This is a genomic window from Providencia sp. PROV130 (assembly GCF_028482225.1).
GTDB lineage: Bacteria > Pseudomonadota > Gammaproteobacteria > Enterobacterales > Enterobacteriaceae > Providencia > Providencia rettgeri.
Genome location: NZ_JAMPQC010000010.1, coordinates 49,364 through 69,811, shown reverse-complemented (window position 1 = coordinate 69,811; position 20,448 = coordinate 49,364). Strand labels below are relative to the sequence as shown.

The window sequence follows — 20,448 nt, the reverse complement described above, 5'->3', positions numbered from 1 at the left end:
CAAAATGTGGTATAAAACCTGCCGATTTTTCTCTTCCACCTTTTAGTTATGCGCATGTGATGGCACAATGCGGTAACTATGTTCGTAATTTAAGGTAATTCGGTGAATATTCAGGCGATTCTTTCAGATAAAATTAGTGCTGCGATGTTAGCAGCGGGTGCTCCAGAAGGCAGCGATGCACTTGTGCGTCAATCCGCTAAAGCTCAGTTTGGTGACTACCAAGCTAATGGAGTGATGGGCGCGGCTAAAAAGATGGGGCTAGCTCCGCGACAACTGGCAGAACAGCTTGTTAATCACTTAGATTTAGAAGGGATTGCCCGCAAAGTTGAAATTGCAGGCCCTGGCTTTATTAATATCTTCCTTGAGCCAACTTGGGTTGAAAAGCATGTTGAAGAAGCATTAGCTTCACAGCGCTTAGGCATCGCGCCAGTCGAGTCTGAAACGATTGTTATTGACTATTCAGCGCCTAATGTCGCAAAACAAATGCACGTGGGTCACTTGCGTTCAACCATTATTGGTGATGCTGCGGCACGTACTCAAGAATTTATTGGTCATAAAGTCATTCGAGCCAATCACGTCGGTGATTGGGGTACGCAATTTGGTATGTTAATTGCCTATCTCGAAAAAGTACAAAATGAAGATGCCACGGATATGGCACTTGCAGACCTCGAAGAATTTTACCGTGAAGCCAAAAAGCACTACGACGAAGATGAAGAGTTTGCGGTACGCGCACGTGGTTATGTGGTGAAATTGCAATCCGGTGATGAGTATTGCCGCCAAATGTGGCGTAAATTGGTTGATATCACCATGCAACAAAACCAAGAAACCTACCGCCGCTTAAACGTCACCTTAACTGAAGATGACGTGATGGGTGAAAGCTTATATAACAGCATGCTACCGGGTATTGTTGCAGATTTAAAAGCTAAAGGTTTAGCGGTTGAGAGTGAAGGCGCAACGGTTGTTTTCCTTGATGAATTTAAAAATAAAGAAGGCGAACCTATGGGCGTGATCGTCCAGAAAAAAGATGGTGGCTTCTTGTATACAACAACCGATATTGCCTGTGCTAAATACCGTTATGAAACCCTGCATGCTGACCGCTCACTTTACTATATTGACTCACGCCAACATCAACATTTGATGCAAGCATGGACCATCGTCCGTAAAGCAGGTTATATCCCTGAATCAATGGCGCTTGAGCACCATATGTTCGGTATGATGCTAGGTAAAGATGGCAAGCCATTTAAGACTCGTACCGGTGGTACTGTTCGTTTATCAGACTTGCTTGATGAAGCAGTTGAACGCGCTCAAGCATTGATCCGTGAGAAAAACCCGGATATGCCTGAAGATGAATTACTTAACGTCGCAAATGTGGTCGGTATTGGTGCGGTTAAGTACGCTGATTTATCCAAAAACAGAACGACGGATTATATTTTTGATTGGGACAACATGTTAGCTTTCGAAGGAAATACCGCTCCGTATATGCAATATGCGTATACTCGTGTGGCTTCTATTTTCAAGAAAGCCAATTTAACCCATGCAGACTTAACTCTGCCTATTTCATTACAAGACCCTCGTGAAATTGCACTTGCGACACGTTTATTACAGTTTGAAGAAACCATTCTAACTGTCGCTCGTGATGGTACACCTCATGTTATGTGTGCTTATTTATATGAATTAGCAGGTTTATTCTCTGGTTTCTATGAGCACTGCCCTATCTTGTCAGCTGATGACGAAGCACAGCGCCAAAGCCGCTTGAAATTGGCTGCATTAACCCAAAGAACGTTAAAAACGGGCTTAGACACACTGGGTATTGAAACCGTTGAAAGAATGTAGTTCAAATCAATAGGTTGTCTGTTAACGGTTCACTTCGGTGAGCCGTTTTTGTTTGTGCTACAAAGCAAGTATTAACGCCAATTTCCACCCTTCACCTAGCTTTTCATTGCAAGATCACCCAGAAGCAAATTCCAAATAAATCAACCGCCATCAATAACTTAAATGAATAGATCTGAGAAACAAAAAAAGCCCAAAATTTTGGGCTTAATGTTTATTGATGTGCTTATTATTCGTTACGCAATACTACGTTTCATAAAGTCACGAGGGCGGAACCCAAGCACGTATAAAGCAACGAAATAGCTTCCCGCACCAACAATTACGACACCTATCAAACGTAGCATACGCATCAGCATATTACCTTCTTGCCAAGATGGCATAAAATGTAAGACACCAAATAGCACAGCTCCCATTATAATTAAGGCTATCAATAATTTAAATATAAACCCTTTCCAACCCGCTAAAGGCTGAAAAATATCTTGCTTGCGCAATTGCCAATAGAGAACCCCTGCATTAAAACAGGCTGCTAGCCCAATAGACAAGGCTAAACCAGCATGTTGCAATGGGCCAATAAAAGCTAAGTTCATCAATTGTGTTAATATTAAAGTGACAATCGCAATTTTCACTGGCGTACGAATATCTTGGCGTGAATAAAAGCCCGGTGCCAAAATTTTCACCAAAATCATCCCCGTTAAACCGACACAATAGGCAATTAAAGCATATTGCGTCATTAATGAGTCATGCGCGGTAAAATTACCGTATTGGAATAAAGACACCGTTAATGCTTCAGAGAGTATTGCCAACCCTAACGCACATGGTAAGGCTAATAACAAACAAAGGCGTAACCCCCAGTCCATCAATTGGCGATACTCATTTTGATTACCGCTCGTGAAGCTTTTCGCGAGTGAAGGCAATAAAATCGTTCCGAGAGCCACACCAAGTACTCCAGATGGCAATTCCATTAGCCTATCGGCGTAATACATCCATGATACTGAACCAGATTGCAAAAAAGAGGCGAATATTGTATTGATAATTAAAGAAATTTGAGCAACAGAGACCCCAATAATGGCAGGCCCCATCATTTTCATTACACGCCAAACCCCACTATCACGAAATGACAAGCGCGGTAACACTAACATACCCACCTTTTTAAGGTACGGGAGCTGATAGACTAGCTGTAAAACACCACCAACCAGCACCGCCCATGCCAATGACATAATGGGTGGATTAAAGTATGGGGCGGCAAAAGCGGCAAAAATGATCATACTGACATTGAGCAATGTCGGCGCGAATGCCGGAACCGAAAAACGGTTCCAAGTATTGAGAATTGCCCCAGCGAGGGAGACCAGTGAAATCAGAAAAATATAAGGGAATGTGACCCGTAAAAGGTCAGTAGTCAGCGCAAATTTATCAGCGTCGTCGGTAAATCCAGGAGCGGTGACATAAATGATCCAAGGAGCAGCTATCATGCCAAGGATAGTCACAATCGCCAAAGCAAGGGTTAGCATCCCGGCAATATAAGCGACAAATGTACGGGTGGCTTCTTCTCCCTGTTGGTTTTTATATTCCGCCAGTATGGGGACAAACGCTTGTGAAAATGCCCCCTCGGCAAAAATTCGGCGTAAAAGATTCGGTAATTTAAATGCGACAAAAAAGGCGTCCGCTGCCGCTCCTGCACCAAAAACCCGAGCGATAATGGCGTCACGAATAAAGCCAAGCACACGAGACATCATGGTCATGGAGCTTACTGCCGCCAATGATTTTAATAAATTCATGATTGATAGACTAAAAGAATACAATCGCATCAGTTTAACAGTGTGCACTGCAACTGACTACGATTGAAAAGTAAATTAGGAATTTAGGCTTTATTCAGCGCCCACGTGTTATCTGTCAGTGCCGTCAATACATGGTCACGCCATTCACCGTTGATTTGTAAGTATTGCTTTGCATAGCCTTCTCGTTCAAAGCCAAGCTTAGTCAATAAATTACCACTACGCATATTATGAGGCATATAATTTGCCATAATTCGGTGCATTTTTTGGTGTTGCTGCATATAACGGATAGCTTGAGTTAACGCCTCGTGCATTAGGCCTTGGCCTTGCCATTTTTGACCCAGTGAATAACCTAGATAGCATGCATGAAATGAGCCACGCAATACATTACTAAAGTTCGCTACCCCCATGACTTCGTTTTCTTCTTTGTCTAATAGTAAGAAATGGAAGGCACTTCCTTCTCGATGCATTTCATTCATGACTTGTAACCGATTCTGCCAGCCCGCAGGCTGGTAATGTGAGTTATCCCTGATGGGTTCCCACGGAATTAAAAAGTCTTTGTTCAGGCTGTAATAATCAGCTAGTCGATAATTATCACGCTCATAAGTCAAACGAATAACCATTCTATCAGTGACAAGGCGCACTTTCGGTACATTTGAACGATAACCAAACATCGTTAACCCTTAATTAATAAAAAGCCAGATATTTTCTCTAGTTCCAAGCCAATAACTTAGAAAGTTAAAGTGTAGCTTACAATGCGCTGACGAAAAATATGTTCTGAAAATTAAAATGTGAATACATCGCTAAAATCGCCAACAGTATATGTTTTGATAATTAATAATATTCTAAATAATTCGTTCTGTGGCTAGGCGACCAGCGAGGATAGCTTGGGGAGCGTACATGAGTATGTGACCCAACTAGCCGAACGCAGTCAACAACCCCACAGAGTGAAGTATGACGAATATTTATTGATAAAAATAAATCATCGATACCCCACGTTACTATGATAAAAAAATATCATCTATTGAACCCTATTATACTGATATTATTACTATCTGATTTTAAGAAACATTTCCCCTTTGCTATTTTTCTAATGGTGTCTCTCATGGCGCAAGTGTCACGGGCAAGAAGCCTTGGCAAGTATTTTCTTTTGCTTGACAACATGTTGGTTGTTCTAGGCTTTTTTGTCGTTTTTCCACTTATTTCTATTCGTTTTGTTGATCAACTGGGTTGGGCCGCTGTGGTGGTTGGTTTTGCCTTAGGGCTTCGTCAGTTTGTTCAACAGGGTTTAGGTATCTTTGGCGGTGCTATCGCTGACCGATTTGGTGCGAAGCCCATGATTGTCATTGGAATGCTATTACGTGCCAGTGGTTTTGCAGTCATGGCGGTGGCCCATGACCCTTGGGTTTTATGGCTATCTTGCGTACTTTCGGCACTGGGTGGAACCTTGTTTGATCCCCCACGAACCGCATTAGTTATTAAATTAACTCGCCCGTATGAACGTGGTCGTTTTTATTCTTTGCTGTTAATGCAGGACAGTGCTGGTGCAGTTATCGGTGCTTTGATTGGTAGTTGGCTACTACAATATGACTTCCATTATGTCTGCTGGGTTGGCGCTGCGGTGTTTATTATTGCTGCTATCTGCAATGCTTGGTTATTACCTGCTTATCGAATCTCAACCGTCAGAACCCCCATTAAAGAAGGCATGGGACGCGTACTGAAAGACAAACGCTTTGTAACTTATGTGGTTACATTAGCAGGCTATTTTATGTTGTCAGTACAAGTAATGCTTATGTTTCCTATTGTTGTTAATGAATTAGCTGGCACACCCACTGCCGTCAAATGGATGTATGCGATTGAAGCAGCGATATCTTTAACATTGCTTTATCCCATTGCGCGTTGGAGCGAAAAACACTTTCGCCTTGAACAACGGCTTATGGCCGGGCTATTTTTAATGAGTTTCAGCATGTTTCCGATTGGCATGACAACCTCTCTCAATACGCTATTCGCCCTTATTTGCCTATTTTATTTAGGCACGGTAACTGCAGACCCAGCGAGAGAAACATTGAGCGCCTCTCTTGCTGACCCTCGAGCTCGAGGCAGCTATATGGGTTTTAGCCGCTTAGGCCTTGCTTTAGGTGGAGCAGTCGGTTATACCGGCGGCGGCTGGATGTACGATATTGGTCACCAATGGAACTTACCTCAACTTCCTTGGTTCTTATTAGGAATCATCGGTTTTATTACTTTATGGGCGCTGCATAAGCAATTTAACCGTAAAAAAATTGAAACAGTCATGTTGAGTGGGCAGTAATGCGCTAAACTAGCCGTATTACTGTAAAAGGAGTCTCTATGAAGAAGTTTTTAATCGCCGCTATGGTAGGCTTTCTCACTCTCTTATCGGGTTGTAGTCAATTATCTGAGTTTAGTATTAGTGAGTCACAAATTAATAATTACCTTGCTAATAAAGTAAAATATGACCATAAGGTCGGTATTACGGGCTTTGCTGATGCGGATATTCAACTCGCTAATTTAAAATCAGAAATTGGCCGCAGTGAACCAGGAAAAGTTGCTTTAACGGGGGATGCAACCGTTAAATTAGACTCGCTGATTGGTAAAGCAGAAGCACAAATTAACCTGACACTCACTGCTCGCCCTTATTTTGACGCCAAAACAGGTTCAATTTACTTAAAAGAGTTGAATATTAGCAGTTACAAAGTGATGCCAGAAAATATGGATACAGCGATGTCAGCGGTTATTCCTTACTTGAATAGTTCCCTTGAAACTTTCTTTGAAACTCAACCTGTTTATGTGTTAAATCCTGATAATGGCGCGGCTGAAGCAACCGCGAAAAAACTCGCTAAAGGGCTTGAAATCAAACCAGGTAAACTGGTCATTCCATTAGTTGATTAATTTTAACCATAAATAATTTCGATTGATAAAAGCATTAAAGGCAACAGGAAAATCTGTTGCCTTTTATATTCAATCAAAATTATTAATCAATAGCGCTAACTAAAACATCAGTAACATCACCATAAAAAGTGACAGTGTCACGATTATTCAGTTTCTGAGTCAAGCTCATCACGCAGAGCAATGACTGCATCACGCGTAATTTGAGCTAAAGTACGGTAAAAGGTAGTGGTTGCATGCGCTTCAACTTTACCTAAAAAGCTGCCATACCAACTAAGAATATAGCTATCAAATAATTCTTCTTGAGCGGCGGTTTCATCTTCTGCCGCTTGGTCTTCTAACCAAGAAGCCGCGAGTAGCAACGCGCCAAAAGCGTCAGCAGGCGCATTCGTCAGGGACATTCCTCTAACGGTTAAAAATTCGCGAACTTCTGCTTCTGTAATTTCAGAATCGTAATCATTCGCTAACATTGAAACTGCAGGAGATTCCCCCGCAAATAGGGCTTGGTAATCCGCATTAACTGCATTGACGTCGAGGTCTTTTGCCATGCGTGACCACAACTCATCTTGTTCCAATGGCCATGATGCTTTTAATTTATCTTGAGCAATCATATCAATAAGCGGTTTTACGAGGCTATCAGAGGGACTACGTTGAAATAGTGTCCCCAAAATACGGCAGACGATTGAAAATTCGTTCATATATTATCCTATTTTACAGATTCAGTAGTCACACCTCGTGACCGAAGCAGTTACTTTCAGTATATCGAAAAAATAGGAAAGATATTAGGGGGAGGTAATTGCAAGTGGTCATAAAGACCACTTGCAGCAAAGAAGTGACTAATAACCGCGTTGCATATCAACGACACCAACAGGCGCTAGCCCTGCTTCGATACGTTGGATGTTACTAACAATCATATCCATGGCCTCTTTCGGTTTTGTAAAGGCAGCAACATGAGGGGTGATAGCGATGCGGGGATGTGTCCAGAACGGGTGCATTTGCGACAACGGTTCACTCGCAAAAACATCAAGTGCAGCACCTGCAATTTGTCCTGATTCGAGGGCTAAAAGCAAATCTTGTTCAATCAGATGGGCGCCTCGTGCAAGGTTGATAACATATGCCCCTTGCTCTAACTGGCTAAATAGTTGCTGGTTTAAAATTCCCACCGTTTCTGGAGTACTTGGTAACAGATTAATAATTACACGAGTACCAGAAAGGAAATTAGCTAGCTGGTCATGACCAAAATAACTTTTTACGTTATCAAGTTGTTTTTCAGAGCGGCTCCATGTTCTTACATGAAAACCGAAACTGACTAAGCGCTTTGCAACTGCTTGTCCTAATGCCCCTGCGCCCATCACACCAATCACAAAATCTTCGTGTTGGTAGGCCGGTAACTGCTTCCATTGGCGCTGTGATTGTAATTGGCGATATTCATCCATACGACGAAAGTAACTTAACACTTTTGCACAAGCGTATTCTTCCATTTGAATCGCCATGCCCGTGTCTTCCAGACGCATTACGGGAACCCCTGCAGGTAGGGTTCCAGGTTTATCTTGTTCTTGTTTTAAAATAGCATCCACACCTGCGCCTAAAGCGAAAATTCCTTTTAAATCACTGCGACCAGCGAGACATTCATAAGGCGGTAACCAAACCATGGCGTAATCCGCACTTTGGTTATCCCCTTTTTCCCATTGGCGAATATTCACTTGTGGTAAGCGTGCTTTCATGCCGTCAATCCACTGTTTTGAATCAAAAAATGGATGGTAAAATAAAATATTCATGGCAACTCCTCTTTGGTTTCTAACAGAGTGTGCCGAATGGGATTTCTTTTCAAGTTAATCAAGCCGATACACTGTACACAATCAGAATTTTGTTAACTAGCTAACGGTTTTTACTTCTGTGACTTGCCGTTTTAAATTAACATTAAATGCATTATTTACCTTAGCCGATAACATTTGAGATTAGATAATAATCAAATTGTTTTTTATTTAGCTAAACAGCAACAAAAGTCGGAAAAAGGATAAATAGGGAGTTGACGTAAGACGCTATTTTCCCTATAGTAGCGCCCCGTTGCAGAGCAGGTTTTTATTCCCTACTCCACAACAGATTTAAAAAAACGGTGAGGTGTCCGAGAGGCTGAAGGAGCACGCCTGGAAAGTGTGTATACGGCAACGTATCGAGGGTTCGAATCCCTCCCTCACCGCCATTTTTCTTCTAGTTTTTACCCTCTTCTTCTTGATATACCATCCCTTTATTTTGTTTCTCTTTCGGTTCTATACCTATTCCTTTCGCATGGTATTCACGGCTAATATCTTCCCAAAGTTCTGCATTTTCTATTCCGGCCACTTTCGGGTCAAACACTGGATCAACACCTAATTTTTCCTGCCGTTCAAAGTCACGAAGTGCCCGTAGCGCCGGTTTTGACAAGAATACAATGGCAATAAGATTAAGATAACTCATACTACCGAACCCAATATCGCCAAGGCTCCACATTAAACTGACTGACTGAACACTTCCCATAAAAACAATAATCAAAAATACAAACTTCAGTATCAATTTTAGAATGGGGTAACGTAATTTTCTATCAAGGTAAACAATTGTGGTTTCTGCAATATAGTAATAGGCCATCAATGTTGTGAATGCGAATAAAAATACGGCGATTGAGACGAATCCCGACCCTGCGGAAGTAAAGACTGTTGATACCGCCATTTGTGTCCATGCGGTTCCCGCAGCAACCCCTGGAACGTATTCAACTAAGGCCGTTGCCGAACCGTCTGGAAAAACGTTATACATATTCGTGACAAGGATCATTAGACCCGATGCTGTACACACAACAACAGTATCAATGTAAATTGAAAATGCTTGAATTAACCCTTGTTTTACAGGATGGCTTACTTCGGCTGCCGCAGAACTAAATGTAGCTTCACCCGCACCTGCTACGTTGGAAAAAACCGCACGGCGCACCCCCCATGAAACAGCCGTACCAATAATACCGCCGAATACGGCATCCATTCCCATCGCGCTACGGAAGATTAAACTGAACATTCCTGGCACTTGTTCGTAATGGCTACCCAAGATGATCACCATCATGACGATATAAGCTAACGCCATAATTGGTACGATTTTATCCGCAGCACTCGCAATACGTTTTACACCGCCAAAGATTAGCCATGCCATCAGCACTGTCACAATGCCGCCTGTCGCAATTGGAGGTAAGTTGAATGAAGTTTGAAAGGAGTCAGCTATAGTATTGGCTTGAATACCCGGAACTAGTACGCCATAAGATAGGCAAATAACAGCAGCTACCATAATGGCAAATGGCTTCAATTTTAACCCTTTCTCGATATAGTAAGGCGAACCGCCACGGTATTGACCATCAGAGCGCTGCTTGTATATTTGAGCGAGTGTTGATTCGATAAACGCACTTGCTCCACCTAATAACCCCATGACAACCATCCAGAAAATCGCCCCAGGACCACCCGCAGCAATAGCTGTCGCTACACCGGCGATATTCCCCACCCCAACTCGTCCTGATAATGCTAAACAGAATGCTTGGAAGGAGGAAATTCCTTCTTTTGACGCTTTATTTTCCTTTAACAAACAGACCATTTTAATGAGATAGCGAAACTGTACACCGCGAGTTGCTAATGTAAAATAGAGCCCAACACCTAGCGATAATACCACTAATGCATTACCCCAGATGTAACCAACGATTGTATTAACGATGGCTTCCATTTTGTACTCCTTCGTTATTGTAATTGTTTATTTGTATTTGCAGGGTAAAAAAAACCGGAGTCCACTAGGGGACTCCGGCCAACGTTTTACTGATGGATAAACCAGATAACCTTCGTTTGAGTATATTGCTCAAATGCCTCTAAACCATTGTCTTTACCGCCAAAACCTGATTGACGAAAACCGCCAAACGGCGTTGTAATATTGCCCTCACTAAAGCCATTGACTGAAACAGTGCCCGCATTAATGCGCTGTGCAACTTGCATGGCTCGGTGAATATTTTGGCTATAAAATGAAGCCGCTAAGCCATATTGAGTATCATTGGCTAAAGCGACCGCTTCATCATCAGTTTTAAACGATGTAACGGCTAAAATAGGGCCAAAAACTTCATGCTTAAATAGCGACATTTCAGGCGTGACTTCATCAAAAACTGTCGGTTCGATATACCATCCAGCCCCCAATTCATGATGAATTTTTCCACCCGCAACTAATTTTCCTCCTTCTTTTAGTGTGGTATCTAAAAAGGATTTTACTTTCTCAAAATGGGCCAGTTCGACCATTGGCCCAATTGAAATATCTGCTTGCCTTGGGTCTCCGACTTTCCATTCTTTAACGGCGATGGCAAGCTTCTCTAATAGTACTTTTTTGATACTTTCATGCACTATTAAGCGAGAACCACAGCTACAGTTTTCACTCATATTCCAGAAAGCCGCCGCCATAATATGTGGAATTGCCGCCTCAATATTCGCATCTTCAAACACTACTTGAGGACTTTTACCACCACATTCGAGTACAATTTCTTTTAAGTTACTTTCGGCGGAATATTTTAAAAATAAGCGTCCCACATCTGTTGAACCAGTAAATGACACCATATCAACATCATGATGGCGGCCAAGCGCTTCCCCGACCTTTTCACCTAATCCACAAACGAGACTTAATGCGCCTTTAGGAATACCGGCCTCATAGGCCAGTTCCACCATGCGATGCGCGCTTAATGAGGTTAATTCGGCCGGTTTCACTATCACCGAGTTGCCTACAGCAAGAGCCGGAGCCACTTTCCACGCAAACATTTGAGCTGGGAAATTCCACGGTAATACCGCGCCCACCACACCAATAGGCTCATGCACTATTAACCCCAATTCTTGATGACTGGTTGGTGCAATTTTGCCAAACAGTTTATCAATCGCTTCGGCATACCAATAAAAGGTGTCAATCGTTGCGGGTAAATCGGTATTTAAGCATTCAGTGATAGGCTTACCTGCATCAATACAGTCTAGCGCCGCAAGTTCTTCACTGTGTTTTTCAATCAAATTAGCCCATTTATGCATGATAGCTTTACGTTCTTGCGGCGATAACCCGCGCCATTCACCTTGATTAAACGTGCCACGTGCCACCTGTACTGCGACATTAATATCGTTCGCATCACCATCTGCAATAAAACCAATAATGCTGTTGTCGATTGGGGTACGGTTTTCTAATCTATTTTGCTGTTCTGGGTGCCCTGCAATTAAATTGCCTGCCCACAGTTTTCCTTGTTTTGCGCGTTCAAATACCTGCTGCTGGGTAAGAGTCATATTTCCCCCTAGCGCTTAATTAATTTAATAAAGTCATCGCGTTCTTGAGACGCTAGATTTGACAGAGGCAAACGAACCGGACCGACATTGAATGTGCCATTCAAGCAACCCGCCTTGGCTTTTTGGTTATAGTTCCCTGATTCCATTGAGTAAATTGCAGGGTAAATTTCATTCATAATCTGCTTGGCTTGTTGCCAGTCACCCGCTTGTGCAGCATTAAAAATAGCAACTTGCTCTGCTGGAAATACATTACCCGCTCCCGCAATCCAACTTTTGGAACCCCAAAAGAAGAAATCCACTGGTTGATCATCGCAACCACAAATGACCTCAAAATTTTTGAATGGTGTTTGTAATAAATGCAGTGCTCGACTAAAGTTCCCACTGCTTTCTTTGATAGCGACAATATTGTCAATTTCGGCTAGCTTAATGACCGTTTCAATGTCAATTTCAATACCAATCCGAGCTGGGAAATTGTACATAATAATGGGTAATGGTGTTGATTTTGCGACTTTTTCATAGTGGGCATATACCCCTTGCTGGTCCGGCAAACTATATGGCGGTGGGGACAGCATTAACCCTTCATAACCGAGTTCTTGAGCTTGTTTCGCACGTGCAATAGCCCCCTCAGTTGATAAATCATTAATACCCGCAATTAATGTCACTCGCCCTTTGGCAATTTTGCAAACGGTTGACAGCACGGTCTTACGTTCATCTTCGTTTAATGCGTAATACTCCCCTGTTGTCCCACAAACCACTAACCCCGTCACACCCCGCTTAATAAGTTTTTCAGTTAATTCAGCAAGTGCGCTGACATTTAATGTTAAATCATCATGAAATGGAGTCACTAACGGAACAAGAATGCCATGGAAATTCATTTGAATTCTCCTCAAAATTAAAGAAATCGTTCAATGGAAAAAGGGGTACAGTCGATACTTGTCGGCTGATGATGGATAAAACTATTCACAATATCTGCGGTGATCGCCGCTTGGGTTAATCCCAAGTGTTGGTGACCAAATGCAAAAATATACGGGCCTTTATGGTCTAAAACAGGCAATGAATCTGACGTAGATGGGCGAAATCCCATCCATGATGTAGATTGTTGGCTATTTAATGTGTTCTTTAGCATGGGTTGTGCTAATGGAAGAAAATGTTGAGCTCGCTGCATATTTGCAGGGCGTTTTAACCCCGCGTATTCTACGGTTCCTGCGAGGCGTAACCCTTGAGACATTGGCGTCATAATAAAACGCCTATCCATACTTGATACTGGTATCGATAATCGACCTAATTCATGGGGCAACATCAAATGATAACCACGCTCAGTTTCAAGTGGTACTTTGATACGACCCACCATTTTGACTAGCGATTTAGAGAATGCGCCCCCTGCAATCACTATTTTTTGTCCTGTAAACTGCCCTTGAGTGGTTGTCAATATCGCTTGTTGATTCGACGTTGATGTAATTTCTGTTACTTCACAGTGGGTTAATACTTGGCCACCTGCAGCGATAAAAGCTTCTGTCAGTTTTTTGTGTAACACACATAAATCCACAACATGGCCTGTATCGGGGTAAAAAATGCCACCAATTTGGCTTTCAGATAAAGCAGGTTCGCGCGTTAATAGCGCATCTTGATCAATCAATTGATTAGTCACACCAATACTTTGTAGATACTCACTGTGCTGGCTTAGCTTATCGAGCGTCTCTTTTTTCTCTGCCACCAATAGTGACCCCTTCATTTTGACAAGATCATTTAATTGCCATTTCTGAATAAATGCTTGCCATGAATCGAAAGCGGCACTATTTAGTGTCATCAATGTGTGATGAATATGGGTAAAAGGCTTATGGCGCATGTTACCCAACAATTTTATTAACCAAGGTGTTAGCGGTAATAAATAACGCCAATCCAGACGCAGAGGCCCCAATGGGTCAAGTAACATTTTCGGAAGTGATTTTAAAACGCTCGGATCCGCAATTGGAAAAACCTGTTCTGTCGCAATATGCCCTGCATTGCCAAACGAGGCCCCTTGGCCAATTTCATGTTTATCAAGCAACAGCACTTGTGACCCATTAGCTTGCACTGTTAGTGCAATACTCAAGCCAATAATGCCGCCACCCACTACAATCACTGGATATTTGCGTTCCATTTTATTCCCCTATGCCACTGAAATTCCAAAACAAAATGGATCTTGTTCATCTATCAATAAGGTATTTTTCCCACTGATATAGGCATGACCACGAATAGTTGGCATAATGCCGTTTTCATCAGCCTGTTGATAACTGGCCTGAAATTGGCTGCCAATCACACTGGCTTGATGCCAGATGTCACCAGCCGCCAGCTTTTTATCCGCGGCTAAACAGGCAAGTTTGGCACTTGTTCCTGTTCCACAAGGGGAGCGGTCATAAGCGCCACCAGGGCATAAAACAAAACTTTGGCTATTGGCCTCGGGGTGTGTACCGAATAATTCGATATGGTCAATTTCTTGGCCATCTTTACCGCAAATACCCTGGTCAGATAAGGCTTGCTTAATCTTTAAACTGACTTCTGTCAGTAACTTAATATTTTGGTAATCAATAGCAACTGGTGACTGCTCTACAAGAAAGAACCAATTTCCGCCCCAAGCAATATCCCCGGTAATGGTGCCGAGTTCTGGAACATTAACTTGTACCGCTTTGCGATAACGATATGAATAAACATTCTGAATGCTTACACTGCCATCTTGATGCAAATGAGCCGTGACATCCCCTACCGGGGTTTCGATCAGATGTTTACCGAAAGTGATATGGCCGAGAAAATGCAATGAGGCCACTAAACCGATAGTGCCGTGGCCACACATTCCCAAGTAACCTTGATTGTTAAAAAAAATCACACCGGCTGTTGCTGCGGGGTTTTGTGGTTTACACAAGAGAGCCCCCACTAAAATGTCATTACCTCGTGGCTCTAAAATGGTGGTTTTACGCCATACATCATGTTGATGGCGTAATATCTCCAGTCTTGATGCGATGCTTTGCTGCCCTAAATCAGGGAATCCGTCGATAACGAGCCGAGTTGGCTCGCCTGCAGTATGGGAATCGATAACTTCAATTTTGTTATATTGATATTGCATTGGTTAGCACCCTATCTATTATCATTGTTAATAGAATGCTTGATTTATGTTAACAACTCTTGATATCTTTCCAACAAACTTATGCGCTTTTCTGCACAATCTAAAAATATTTAACAGAATTAGTAAAATTAATTTAATATTTCGGAGCGCAGCATGATAAATCTAAATAAATTGTTATTGATTAGTCAGGAAAATATGCTGTTTCCTGTTGATAATATTGATGTTCTACTAAATCATTTAGGCTTAGTAATGCCCCTCATTAATACCTTGCCGAATGTGACTTTCTTTGTGAAAGACCATAATGCAAAGTATGTGTTGGCCAATGATAATTTAGCCACCCGTTGTAAAATCGATAGCGTTAATCATCTAGTTGGTAAATGTGCTGAGGATATATTTCATTCAGAACTAGGCCAAAGCTATAGTTCTCAAGATTATTTAGTGATGGAGAAGAAAATTAGCGTCATTAATAAACTTGAACTTCACCTGTATAAAGCGGGTTTGTTGGGATGGTGTTTAACGACTAAGGTTCCTATTTTTAATACACGTAACCAAGTTATTGGAGTTGCAGGTATTTCAGTGGATTTACAAGATGTGAAATCGGTCAGCCCTAAGCTAAACAACCAACTTAGCCGTGTTGAACGCTATATTAGTGAGCATTTCGATACCGCAATAAAAATGACTACCCTTGCTGACATATCTGGCCTCTCGCTTTCTCAATTGAATCGCCAGTTTAAAGCTATTTTTCTGATAACCCCCCAACAATATATTCAAAAAATGCGCCTTGAACATGCGATTGAGCTGCTCGAAGATGATTTTTCAATCACTGAAATTTCCAGTAAGTGTGCTTATGCTGATCACAGCGCTTTCTGCCGAAAATTCAAAGAAATGACCACCATGACACCTAGCCAATTTAAACGAATGCGTTCAAAAATCGATAAACAAAGGATATTGGCCTGATCGAGTATCATATTGGCTAATCCATTTTTCCTTAATACCAATAAATCCATTCTTTTTAGCTTTTATGACGTATTTTTTTGGTTTTCTATTCAAACAGTTACCGTGGCATCGTCGATAAAATTACTAGATAACGTCCCTTGGTTATTTCCTAACTTAAGATAGCTCTTATTGCAGACATCCATCAATCGGGTATTGATATATCCCAATGCTGCATCTAAGTGCAGTGACGAGAAAGGAATACTCAATGACCATTTACGATCTGAAACCTAAATTTCAAGATCTTCTTCGTCCAATTGTTCGTAAGCTATTTAGTGCGGGTGTTACGGCTAATCAAGTCACTTTGGCAGCTTTACTTTTGTCTGTGATCTGCGGAATGCTATTACTGTTCATTCCAAACCCACACCTGTTTATTTTATTACCTTTCGTACTGTTTATTCGTATGGCACTCAATGCGATAGATGGCATGTTAGCAAGGGAGCACAACCAAAAAAGCCACCTTGGTGCAATCTTGAATGAGCTTGGTGATGTTATTTCAGATATCGCACTATACCTACCATTTATGGTTATTTTCCCTCAAGCATTTTGGCTTGTTTTATTCATTCTATTTCTTACGCTACTAACTGAATTTATTGGTGTTATCACTCAGGCAATTGGTGCGTCTCGTCGCTATGACGGCCCTATTGGTAAAAGCGATCGAGCCTTTATTTTCGGTGCGTTAGGGCTGCTTGTGAGTATTTTTCCACAAATCATATTTTCTAGTTGGGTAAGTTATTTGTTTATCCTTTTAACTTTGTTGCTGTTTTATACTTGCTATAACCGTATTCGTCGTGCACTTTGTGAATTATCTGCATCGGCGAATAATAATTAAGGAAGAATTATGAACGCTCAGACAGATTATCTGACGCAACGTCCCGTTATTGAGTCCCAATTTACCACCAGTGACCATACTTCTCTTTTTTATCGACATTGGCCAACAGAGACTTCGACCAACAAAGCGATTATTTTATTTCATCGTGGCCATGAACATTCTGGCCGTGTCGCCCATTTAGTCGATGAACTCAATTTACCTGACTATGCGATGTTTGCATGGGATGCCCGTGGCCATGGTAGAAATGATGGCCCTCGAGGTTATAGCCCTTCACTAAGCACGTCTGTCAATGATGTCGATGAATTCGTACATCACATTTCCTCCCAATATAATATTCCCTTAGAAAATATCGTTGTTATCGGGCAAAGTGTTGGGGCCGTCCTTGTCTCCGCTTGGGTTCATGATTACGCCCCCAAAATTCGTGGAATGGTACTCGCCTCTCCTGCATTTAAGGTTAAATTGTATGTTCCATTTGCCCGAGCAGGGCTTGCTTTAATGCAAAAGGCTCGCGGTTTGTTCTATGTGAATTCCTATGTCAAAGCTAAATTTCTGACTCATGATGAACAACGAATTGATTCGTTTAATCGCGACCCATTGATCACTCGCCCTATTGCCGTCAATATTTTACTTGAATTATATAAAACAGCTGAACGTATAGTGGCCGATGCAGGTGCAATTACCTTACCAACTCAATTATTTATTTCAGGTAGTGACCACGTTGTCCACCATCGACCTCAACATCAGTTTTTTGAAAAATTAAATACCCCAATAAAAGAAAAGCATATATTGCCCGGTTTTTATCACGACACGCTAGGTGAAAAAGAACGCCATATCCCAATTGAAAAAATCCGTGATTTTATTGGAAAATTATTCGCCTTACCGCGCTACCAACATAATTATCAATATGAGGATATCTGGAGTATCAGTGCTGAAAAATATCGTTCGCTCATGACTCCTTTGCCTAAATGGTGCCCTAAAAATCTTGCTTATAAAATTATGAGCAAATCAATGAGCACACTAGGCAAAGCTTCTGAAGGTATTCGCATTGGTTATGACAAAGGGTTTGATTCAGGTTCAACTCTCGATTACGTATACCGCGACAAAGCCCAAGGTAAAGGCTTATTTGGCCGTGTGATTGATAGGCAATATCTCAACAGTATAGGCTGGCAAGGAATACGCCAACGCAAAGTGAATATTGAAAATATTATTCGGCAAGCGATTCGTGACCTCACGGAGACAGGTAACCCTGTTCGAATTATGGATATTGCCGCAGGCCAAGGTCGTTATATCTTTGATGCAATTAATGATTATAGCAAAGTTGAGTCTGTCCTATTAAGAGACTATAGCCCTATCAATGTTGAACAAGGACAGTTACATATTAAGGAACGTTACCTTGAAGATAAAATTCAATTTACTGAAGGTAATGCTTTTGACGCCGATGATTTAGCCGCGGTTTCACCATCTCCAACAATTGGCATTGTCAGTGGTTTGTATGAACTGTTCCCCAGTAATGAAATGATAAAAGCTTCATTAAATGGACTTTCTCGAGCTATCCCATCTGGCGGGCTATTAATTTATACTTGCCAGCCATGGCACCCTCAAGTTGAAATGATTGCTCGGGTACTACCAAGCCACCAAGGTGGCCAAGCATGGGTTATGCGTTGTCGTAGCCAAGGCGAAATGGATACTTTAGTTGAAGAAGCGGGCTTTGAAAAACTAAACCAATCAATTGATAACTGGGGCATATTCAGCGTATCCATAGCTAGACGACGTTAGCCTATTTATCTCGCATTGTGATTGATGCCACATTGTTGACATCAATCACTAACTTCAACTTTAGGTGATAGCCATTGTTTATTGCCCGCAAAGCACCTATGCTGCTTAGCGTTATTTGTTTCCCTAATCATTTACTGATATCACCGCCAGTTCGTTGCCATTTAAAGGAATAGGATAAAGGATGATAACCGCAACTCGCAAACCTCAACAGGCTGTATCTCGACGCCAAATAATACGCTCTGGTTTGCTATGGCTAGTTTTTCTAGCACCTTTTTTCTTCCTAACTTATGGCCAAGTCAATACGTATACCGCAACGTTAAATCAGGTTCCTTCTATCGTTTTTTCTTGGGAAACCCATATTCCATTTCTCCCTTGGTCTATCATTCCCTATTGGAGCATTGATCTTTTTTATGGGTTATCTTTATTTATTTGCACAACCCGTAAAGAACAAATGATCCATGGCTTACGGCTCATCACGGCTTCGATTGTCGCTTGTATTGGTTTTTTGCTATTTCCACTTAAGTTTAGTTTCCCTCGACCAAGTACTGATGGCCTATTTGGCTGGATGTTTGACAGCCTAGAGCTATTTGACCTCCCCTTTAACCAAGCTCCTTCATTACATATTATTTTATTGTGGATCTTATGGTTACGTTTTCGAGCACATACACCAACAAAATGGCGCTGGTTGCTTAATAGTTGGTCGATACTCATTCTCCTGTCCGTATTGACGACTTGGCAGCACCACTTTATTGATGTCGTCACCGGCTTTGCCGTTGGCTTATTAATTAGTTATTTACTTCCTATACAAACTCACTGGCAATGGCATTACACGGGGTCACCTCGCAGTTTTAAAATGAGCAAAAATTATGGCATAGGTTCTCTTGTTTGCTTTATTCTTGCGTTTATCTTCCAAGGATTCGCTTGGTTACTGTTATGGCCCGCTATCGCTCTCTTTTTTATTACCCTTGGTTATTTAGGCGCTGGTGCTAGCGTTTTCCAAAAAACACCGGAAGGGAATATTTCCCCTTCTGCCGCTATTTTATTACTACCATACCGGCTGATTGCTTGGGGAACCTATCATTACTTTGCTAAGCACTGCGCACAACCCAGTATTGTGAATAAACACATTGTTTTGGGAGGGCGCCCACTTTACGCTTTGCAAACTCAAGCTGTGTTAGATATGACTTGCGAATGGCCTCGCAATTCTTACAGCAAAGGGCTTAAATATTGTAGCCAACCGCAAATTGATTTGTTACCACTAAGCGCGGAAGATATCGAAAAGTCAGTCCATACTATGGATGCACTGGTAAAACATGGGGCGGTATACATTCATTGCAAATTAGGTTATTCACGAAGTGCGACTGTTGCTGTTGCATGGTTGGTACATCATGGCGATGCTAAAAACATAGAAGAAGCCGTAGCATTAGTTGAACAAGCTCGCCCACAAGTGATTTTAAATGCAGCAACGATACAACAACTGAATAATTGGTATGCCGATTACCATCTAAGTCGAGTGAATAATGAATACATTGATGAATAAACAACAAGGTGAAGTTATCACTATTTTAACTCATAGTTGGCGTTATTTTGCGACTGGGTCTGTATTGGCATTATTTTGTCAATTCGCTTTGTATTTCTATTCTAATTACCCTAAATATATTTTATTCATCAATATAATTATATTTATAGTTTGCCAGTATTATATATATCGCCTATGGCTCGATAACCATTTTTTTAAAATTATCTACACACATAATGAAACAGAACATTTTGATAATGCATTAAATTTTTTATTTCCAAACAAAATCAAACATCACACGATGCAGCAAAGGTGGTCAGGGACTAAACGTCTTTTTACTCATGCACTTGGGTTAATACTCGTGCAATGGATAGGGTTATTACTAGCAATAATAGCAAGTTGATTGATTAAGTATT

At 41.6% G+C, this 20,448-nt stretch carries 17 protein-coding genes and 1 tRNA gene; 9 read left to right on the top strand and 9 right to left on the bottom strand.

Features of this window, described 5'->3' with window-relative positions; translation table 11 throughout:
- Positions 1–102: 102 nt before the first annotated feature.
- Complete coding sequence (gene argS / locus PSF28_RS07700; protein WP_272684860.1) at positions 103–1,833, top strand: arginine--tRNA ligase; 1,731 nt, start codon at positions 103–105, stop codon at positions 1,831–1,833.
- Between the two features lie 233 nt (positions 1,834–2,066).
- On the opposite strand, the gene murJ is transcribed toward argS, so the two are convergent.
- Entirely contained in the window at positions 2,067–3,605 is a 1,539-nt protein-coding gene (gene murJ / locus PSF28_RS07695; RefSeq protein WP_210835588.1) for a murein biosynthesis integral membrane protein MurJ, read from the bottom strand.
- 83 nt (positions 3,606–3,688) lie between these two features.
- Positions 3,689–4,276, bottom strand: coding sequence for a ribosomal protein S5-alanine N-acetyltransferase (gene rimJ / locus PSF28_RS07690; protein ID WP_109911314.1), 588 nt, complete (start codon positions 4,274–4,276; stop codon positions 3,689–3,691).
- A gap of 431 nt (positions 4,277–4,707) precedes the next feature.
- On the opposite strand from rimJ, the gene mdtH reads away from it, so the two are divergent.
- Together mdtH and PSF28_RS07680 are read left to right on the top strand one after the other, a co-directional pair.
- Entirely contained in the window at positions 4,708–5,913 is a 1,206-nt protein-coding gene (mdtH, locus tag PSF28_RS07685; RefSeq protein ID WP_210835586.1) for a multidrug efflux MFS transporter MdtH, read from the top strand.
- A 38-nt stretch (positions 5,914–5,951) separates the two neighbouring features.
- A complete protein-coding gene (locus PSF28_RS07680) occupies positions 5,952–6,512 on the top strand; it encodes a lipoprotein (protein WP_115167312.1) in 561 nt (186 codons plus the stop codon).
- 143 nt (positions 6,513–6,655) lie between these two features.
- On the opposite strand, the gene PSF28_RS07675 is transcribed toward PSF28_RS07680, so the two are convergent.
- Positions 6,656–7,207, bottom strand: coding sequence for a TorD/DmsD family molecular chaperone (locus PSF28_RS07675; protein ID WP_115167313.1), 552 nt, complete (start codon positions 7,205–7,207; stop codon positions 6,656–6,658).
- 138 nt (positions 7,208–7,345) lie between these two features.
- Positions 7,346–8,287, bottom strand: coding sequence for a glyoxylate/hydroxypyruvate reductase GhrA (ghrA, locus tag PSF28_RS07670; RefSeq protein ID WP_272684859.1), 942 nt, complete (start codon positions 8,285–8,287; stop codon positions 7,346–7,348).
- Between the two features lie 337 nt (positions 8,288–8,624).
- Here ghrA and PSF28_RS07665 point away from each other — a divergent pair.
- Positions 8,625–8,712: transfer RNA gene (locus PSF28_RS07665), tRNA-Ser, on the top strand.
- Positions 8,713–8,720: 8 nt separating this feature from the next.
- On the opposite strand, the gene PSF28_RS07660 is transcribed toward PSF28_RS07665, so the two are convergent.
- From PSF28_RS07660 to PSF28_RS07640, 5 genes are all read right to left on the bottom strand, one after another.
- Positions 8,721–10,241, bottom strand: coding sequence for an alanine/glycine:cation symporter family protein (locus PSF28_RS07660; protein ID WP_272684858.1), 1,521 nt, complete (start codon positions 10,239–10,241; stop codon positions 8,721–8,723).
- Positions 10,242–10,327: 86 nt separating this feature from the next.
- A complete protein-coding gene (locus PSF28_RS07655) occupies positions 10,328–11,812 on the bottom strand; it encodes an aldehyde dehydrogenase (protein ID WP_210835579.1) in 1,485 nt (494 codons plus the stop codon).
- A gap of 8 nt (positions 11,813–11,820) precedes the next feature.
- Positions 11,821–12,687 (bottom strand): 4-hydroxy-tetrahydrodipicolinate synthase, encoded by an 867-nt coding sequence (gene dapA, locus PSF28_RS07650; RefSeq protein WP_272684857.1) that lies wholly within the window; start codon positions 12,685–12,687, stop codon positions 11,821–11,823.
- 17 nt (positions 12,688–12,704) lie between these two features.
- Positions 12,705–13,952 carry an NAD(P)/FAD-dependent oxidoreductase gene (locus PSF28_RS07645; RefSeq protein WP_210835575.1) on the bottom strand — a complete coding sequence of 416 codons (1,248 nt, stop codon included), beginning with the start codon at positions 13,950–13,952 and terminating at the stop codon, positions 12,705–12,707.
- Between the two features lie 9 nt (positions 13,953–13,961).
- Positions 13,962–14,912 (bottom strand): 4-hydroxyproline epimerase, encoded by a 951-nt coding sequence (locus tag PSF28_RS07640; RefSeq protein ID WP_272684856.1) that lies wholly within the window; start codon positions 14,910–14,912, stop codon positions 13,962–13,964.
- A gap of 153 nt (positions 14,913–15,065) precedes the next feature.
- On the opposite strand from PSF28_RS07640, the gene PSF28_RS07635 reads away from it, so the two are divergent.
- From PSF28_RS07635 to PSF28_RS07615, 5 genes are all read left to right on the top strand, one after another.
- Positions 15,066–15,869: a helix-turn-helix domain-containing protein gene (locus PSF28_RS07635; RefSeq protein ID WP_042851586.1), complete on the top strand. Its 804-nt coding sequence runs from the start codon at positions 15,066–15,068 to the stop codon at positions 15,867–15,869.
- 244 nt (positions 15,870–16,113) lie between these two features.
- Positions 16,114–16,737, top strand: coding sequence for a CDP-alcohol phosphatidyltransferase family protein (locus tag PSF28_RS07630; RefSeq protein WP_210835572.1), 624 nt, complete (start codon positions 16,114–16,116; stop codon positions 16,735–16,737).
- A gap of 9 nt (positions 16,738–16,746) precedes the next feature.
- Positions 16,747–18,513: a bifunctional alpha/beta hydrolase/class I SAM-dependent methyltransferase gene (locus tag PSF28_RS07625; RefSeq protein WP_272684855.1), complete on the top strand. Its 1,767-nt coding sequence runs from the start codon at positions 16,747–16,749 to the stop codon at positions 18,511–18,513.
- 181 nt (positions 18,514–18,694) lie between these two features.
- Complete coding sequence (locus tag PSF28_RS07620; RefSeq protein WP_272684854.1) at positions 18,695–20,053, top strand: phosphatase PAP2/dual specificity phosphatase family protein; 1,359 nt, start codon at positions 18,695–18,697, stop codon at positions 20,051–20,053.
- Positions 20,046–20,435, top strand: a complete 390-nt coding sequence (locus PSF28_RS07615) for a hypothetical protein (protein WP_272684853.1) — start codon at positions 20,046–20,048, stop codon at positions 20,433–20,435. Before PSF28_RS07620 ends, PSF28_RS07615 begins: the two co-directional genes overlap by 8 nt.
- Positions 20,436–20,448: the final 13 nt, after the last annotated feature.

Coding starts and splice junctions, on each gene's coding strand:
- PSF28_RS07635 (WP_042851586.1), top strand. CDS start 15,066: ATGATAAATCTAAATAAATTGTTATTGATTAGTCAGGAAAATATGCTG.
- PSF28_RS07655 (WP_210835579.1), bottom strand. CDS start 11,812: ATGACTCTTACCCAGCAGCAGGTATTTGAACGCGCAAAACAAGGAAAA.
- PSF28_RS07615 (WP_272684853.1), top strand. CDS start 20,046: ATGAATAAACAACAAGGTGAAGTTATCACTATTTTAACTCATAGTTGG.
- murJ (WP_210835588.1), bottom strand. CDS start 3,605: ATGAATTTATTAAAATCATTGGCGGCAGTAAGCTCCATGACCATGATG.
- PSF28_RS07675 (WP_115167313.1), bottom strand. CDS start 7,207: ATGAACGAATTTTCAATCGTCTGCCGTATTTTGGGGACACTATTTCAA.
- mdtH (WP_210835586.1), top strand. CDS start 4,708: ATGGCGCAAGTGTCACGGGCAAGAAGCCTTGGCAAGTATTTTCTTTTG.
- PSF28_RS07640 (WP_272684856.1), bottom strand. CDS start 14,912: ATGCAATATCAATATAACAAAATTGAAGTTATCGATTCCCATACTGCA.
- PSF28_RS07630 (WP_210835572.1), top strand. CDS start 16,114: ATGACCATTTACGATCTGAAACCTAAATTTCAAGATCTTCTTCGTCCA.
- PSF28_RS07660 (WP_272684858.1), bottom strand. CDS start 10,241: ATGGAAGCCATCGTTAATACAATCGTTGGTTACATCTGGGGTAATGCA.
- PSF28_RS07625 (WP_272684855.1), top strand. CDS start 16,747: ATGAACGCTCAGACAGATTATCTGACGCAACGTCCCGTTATTGAGTCC.
- PSF28_RS07680 (WP_115167312.1), top strand. CDS start 5,952: ATGAAGAAGTTTTTAATCGCCGCTATGGTAGGCTTTCTCACTCTCTTA.
- PSF28_RS07620 (WP_272684854.1), top strand. CDS start 18,695: ATGATAACCGCAACTCGCAAACCTCAACAGGCTGTATCTCGACGCCAA.
- dapA (WP_272684857.1), bottom strand. CDS start 12,687: ATGAATTTCCATGGCATTCTTGTTCCGTTAGTGACTCCATTTCATGAT.
- PSF28_RS07645 (WP_210835575.1), bottom strand. CDS start 13,952: ATGGAACGCAAATATCCAGTGATTGTAGTGGGTGGCGGCATTATTGGC.
- ghrA (WP_272684859.1), bottom strand. CDS start 8,287: ATGAATATTTTATTTTACCATCCATTTTTTGATTCAAAACAGTGGATT.
- rimJ (WP_109911314.1), bottom strand. CDS start 4,276: ATGTTTGGTTATCGTTCAAATGTACCGAAAGTGCGCCTTGTCACTGAT.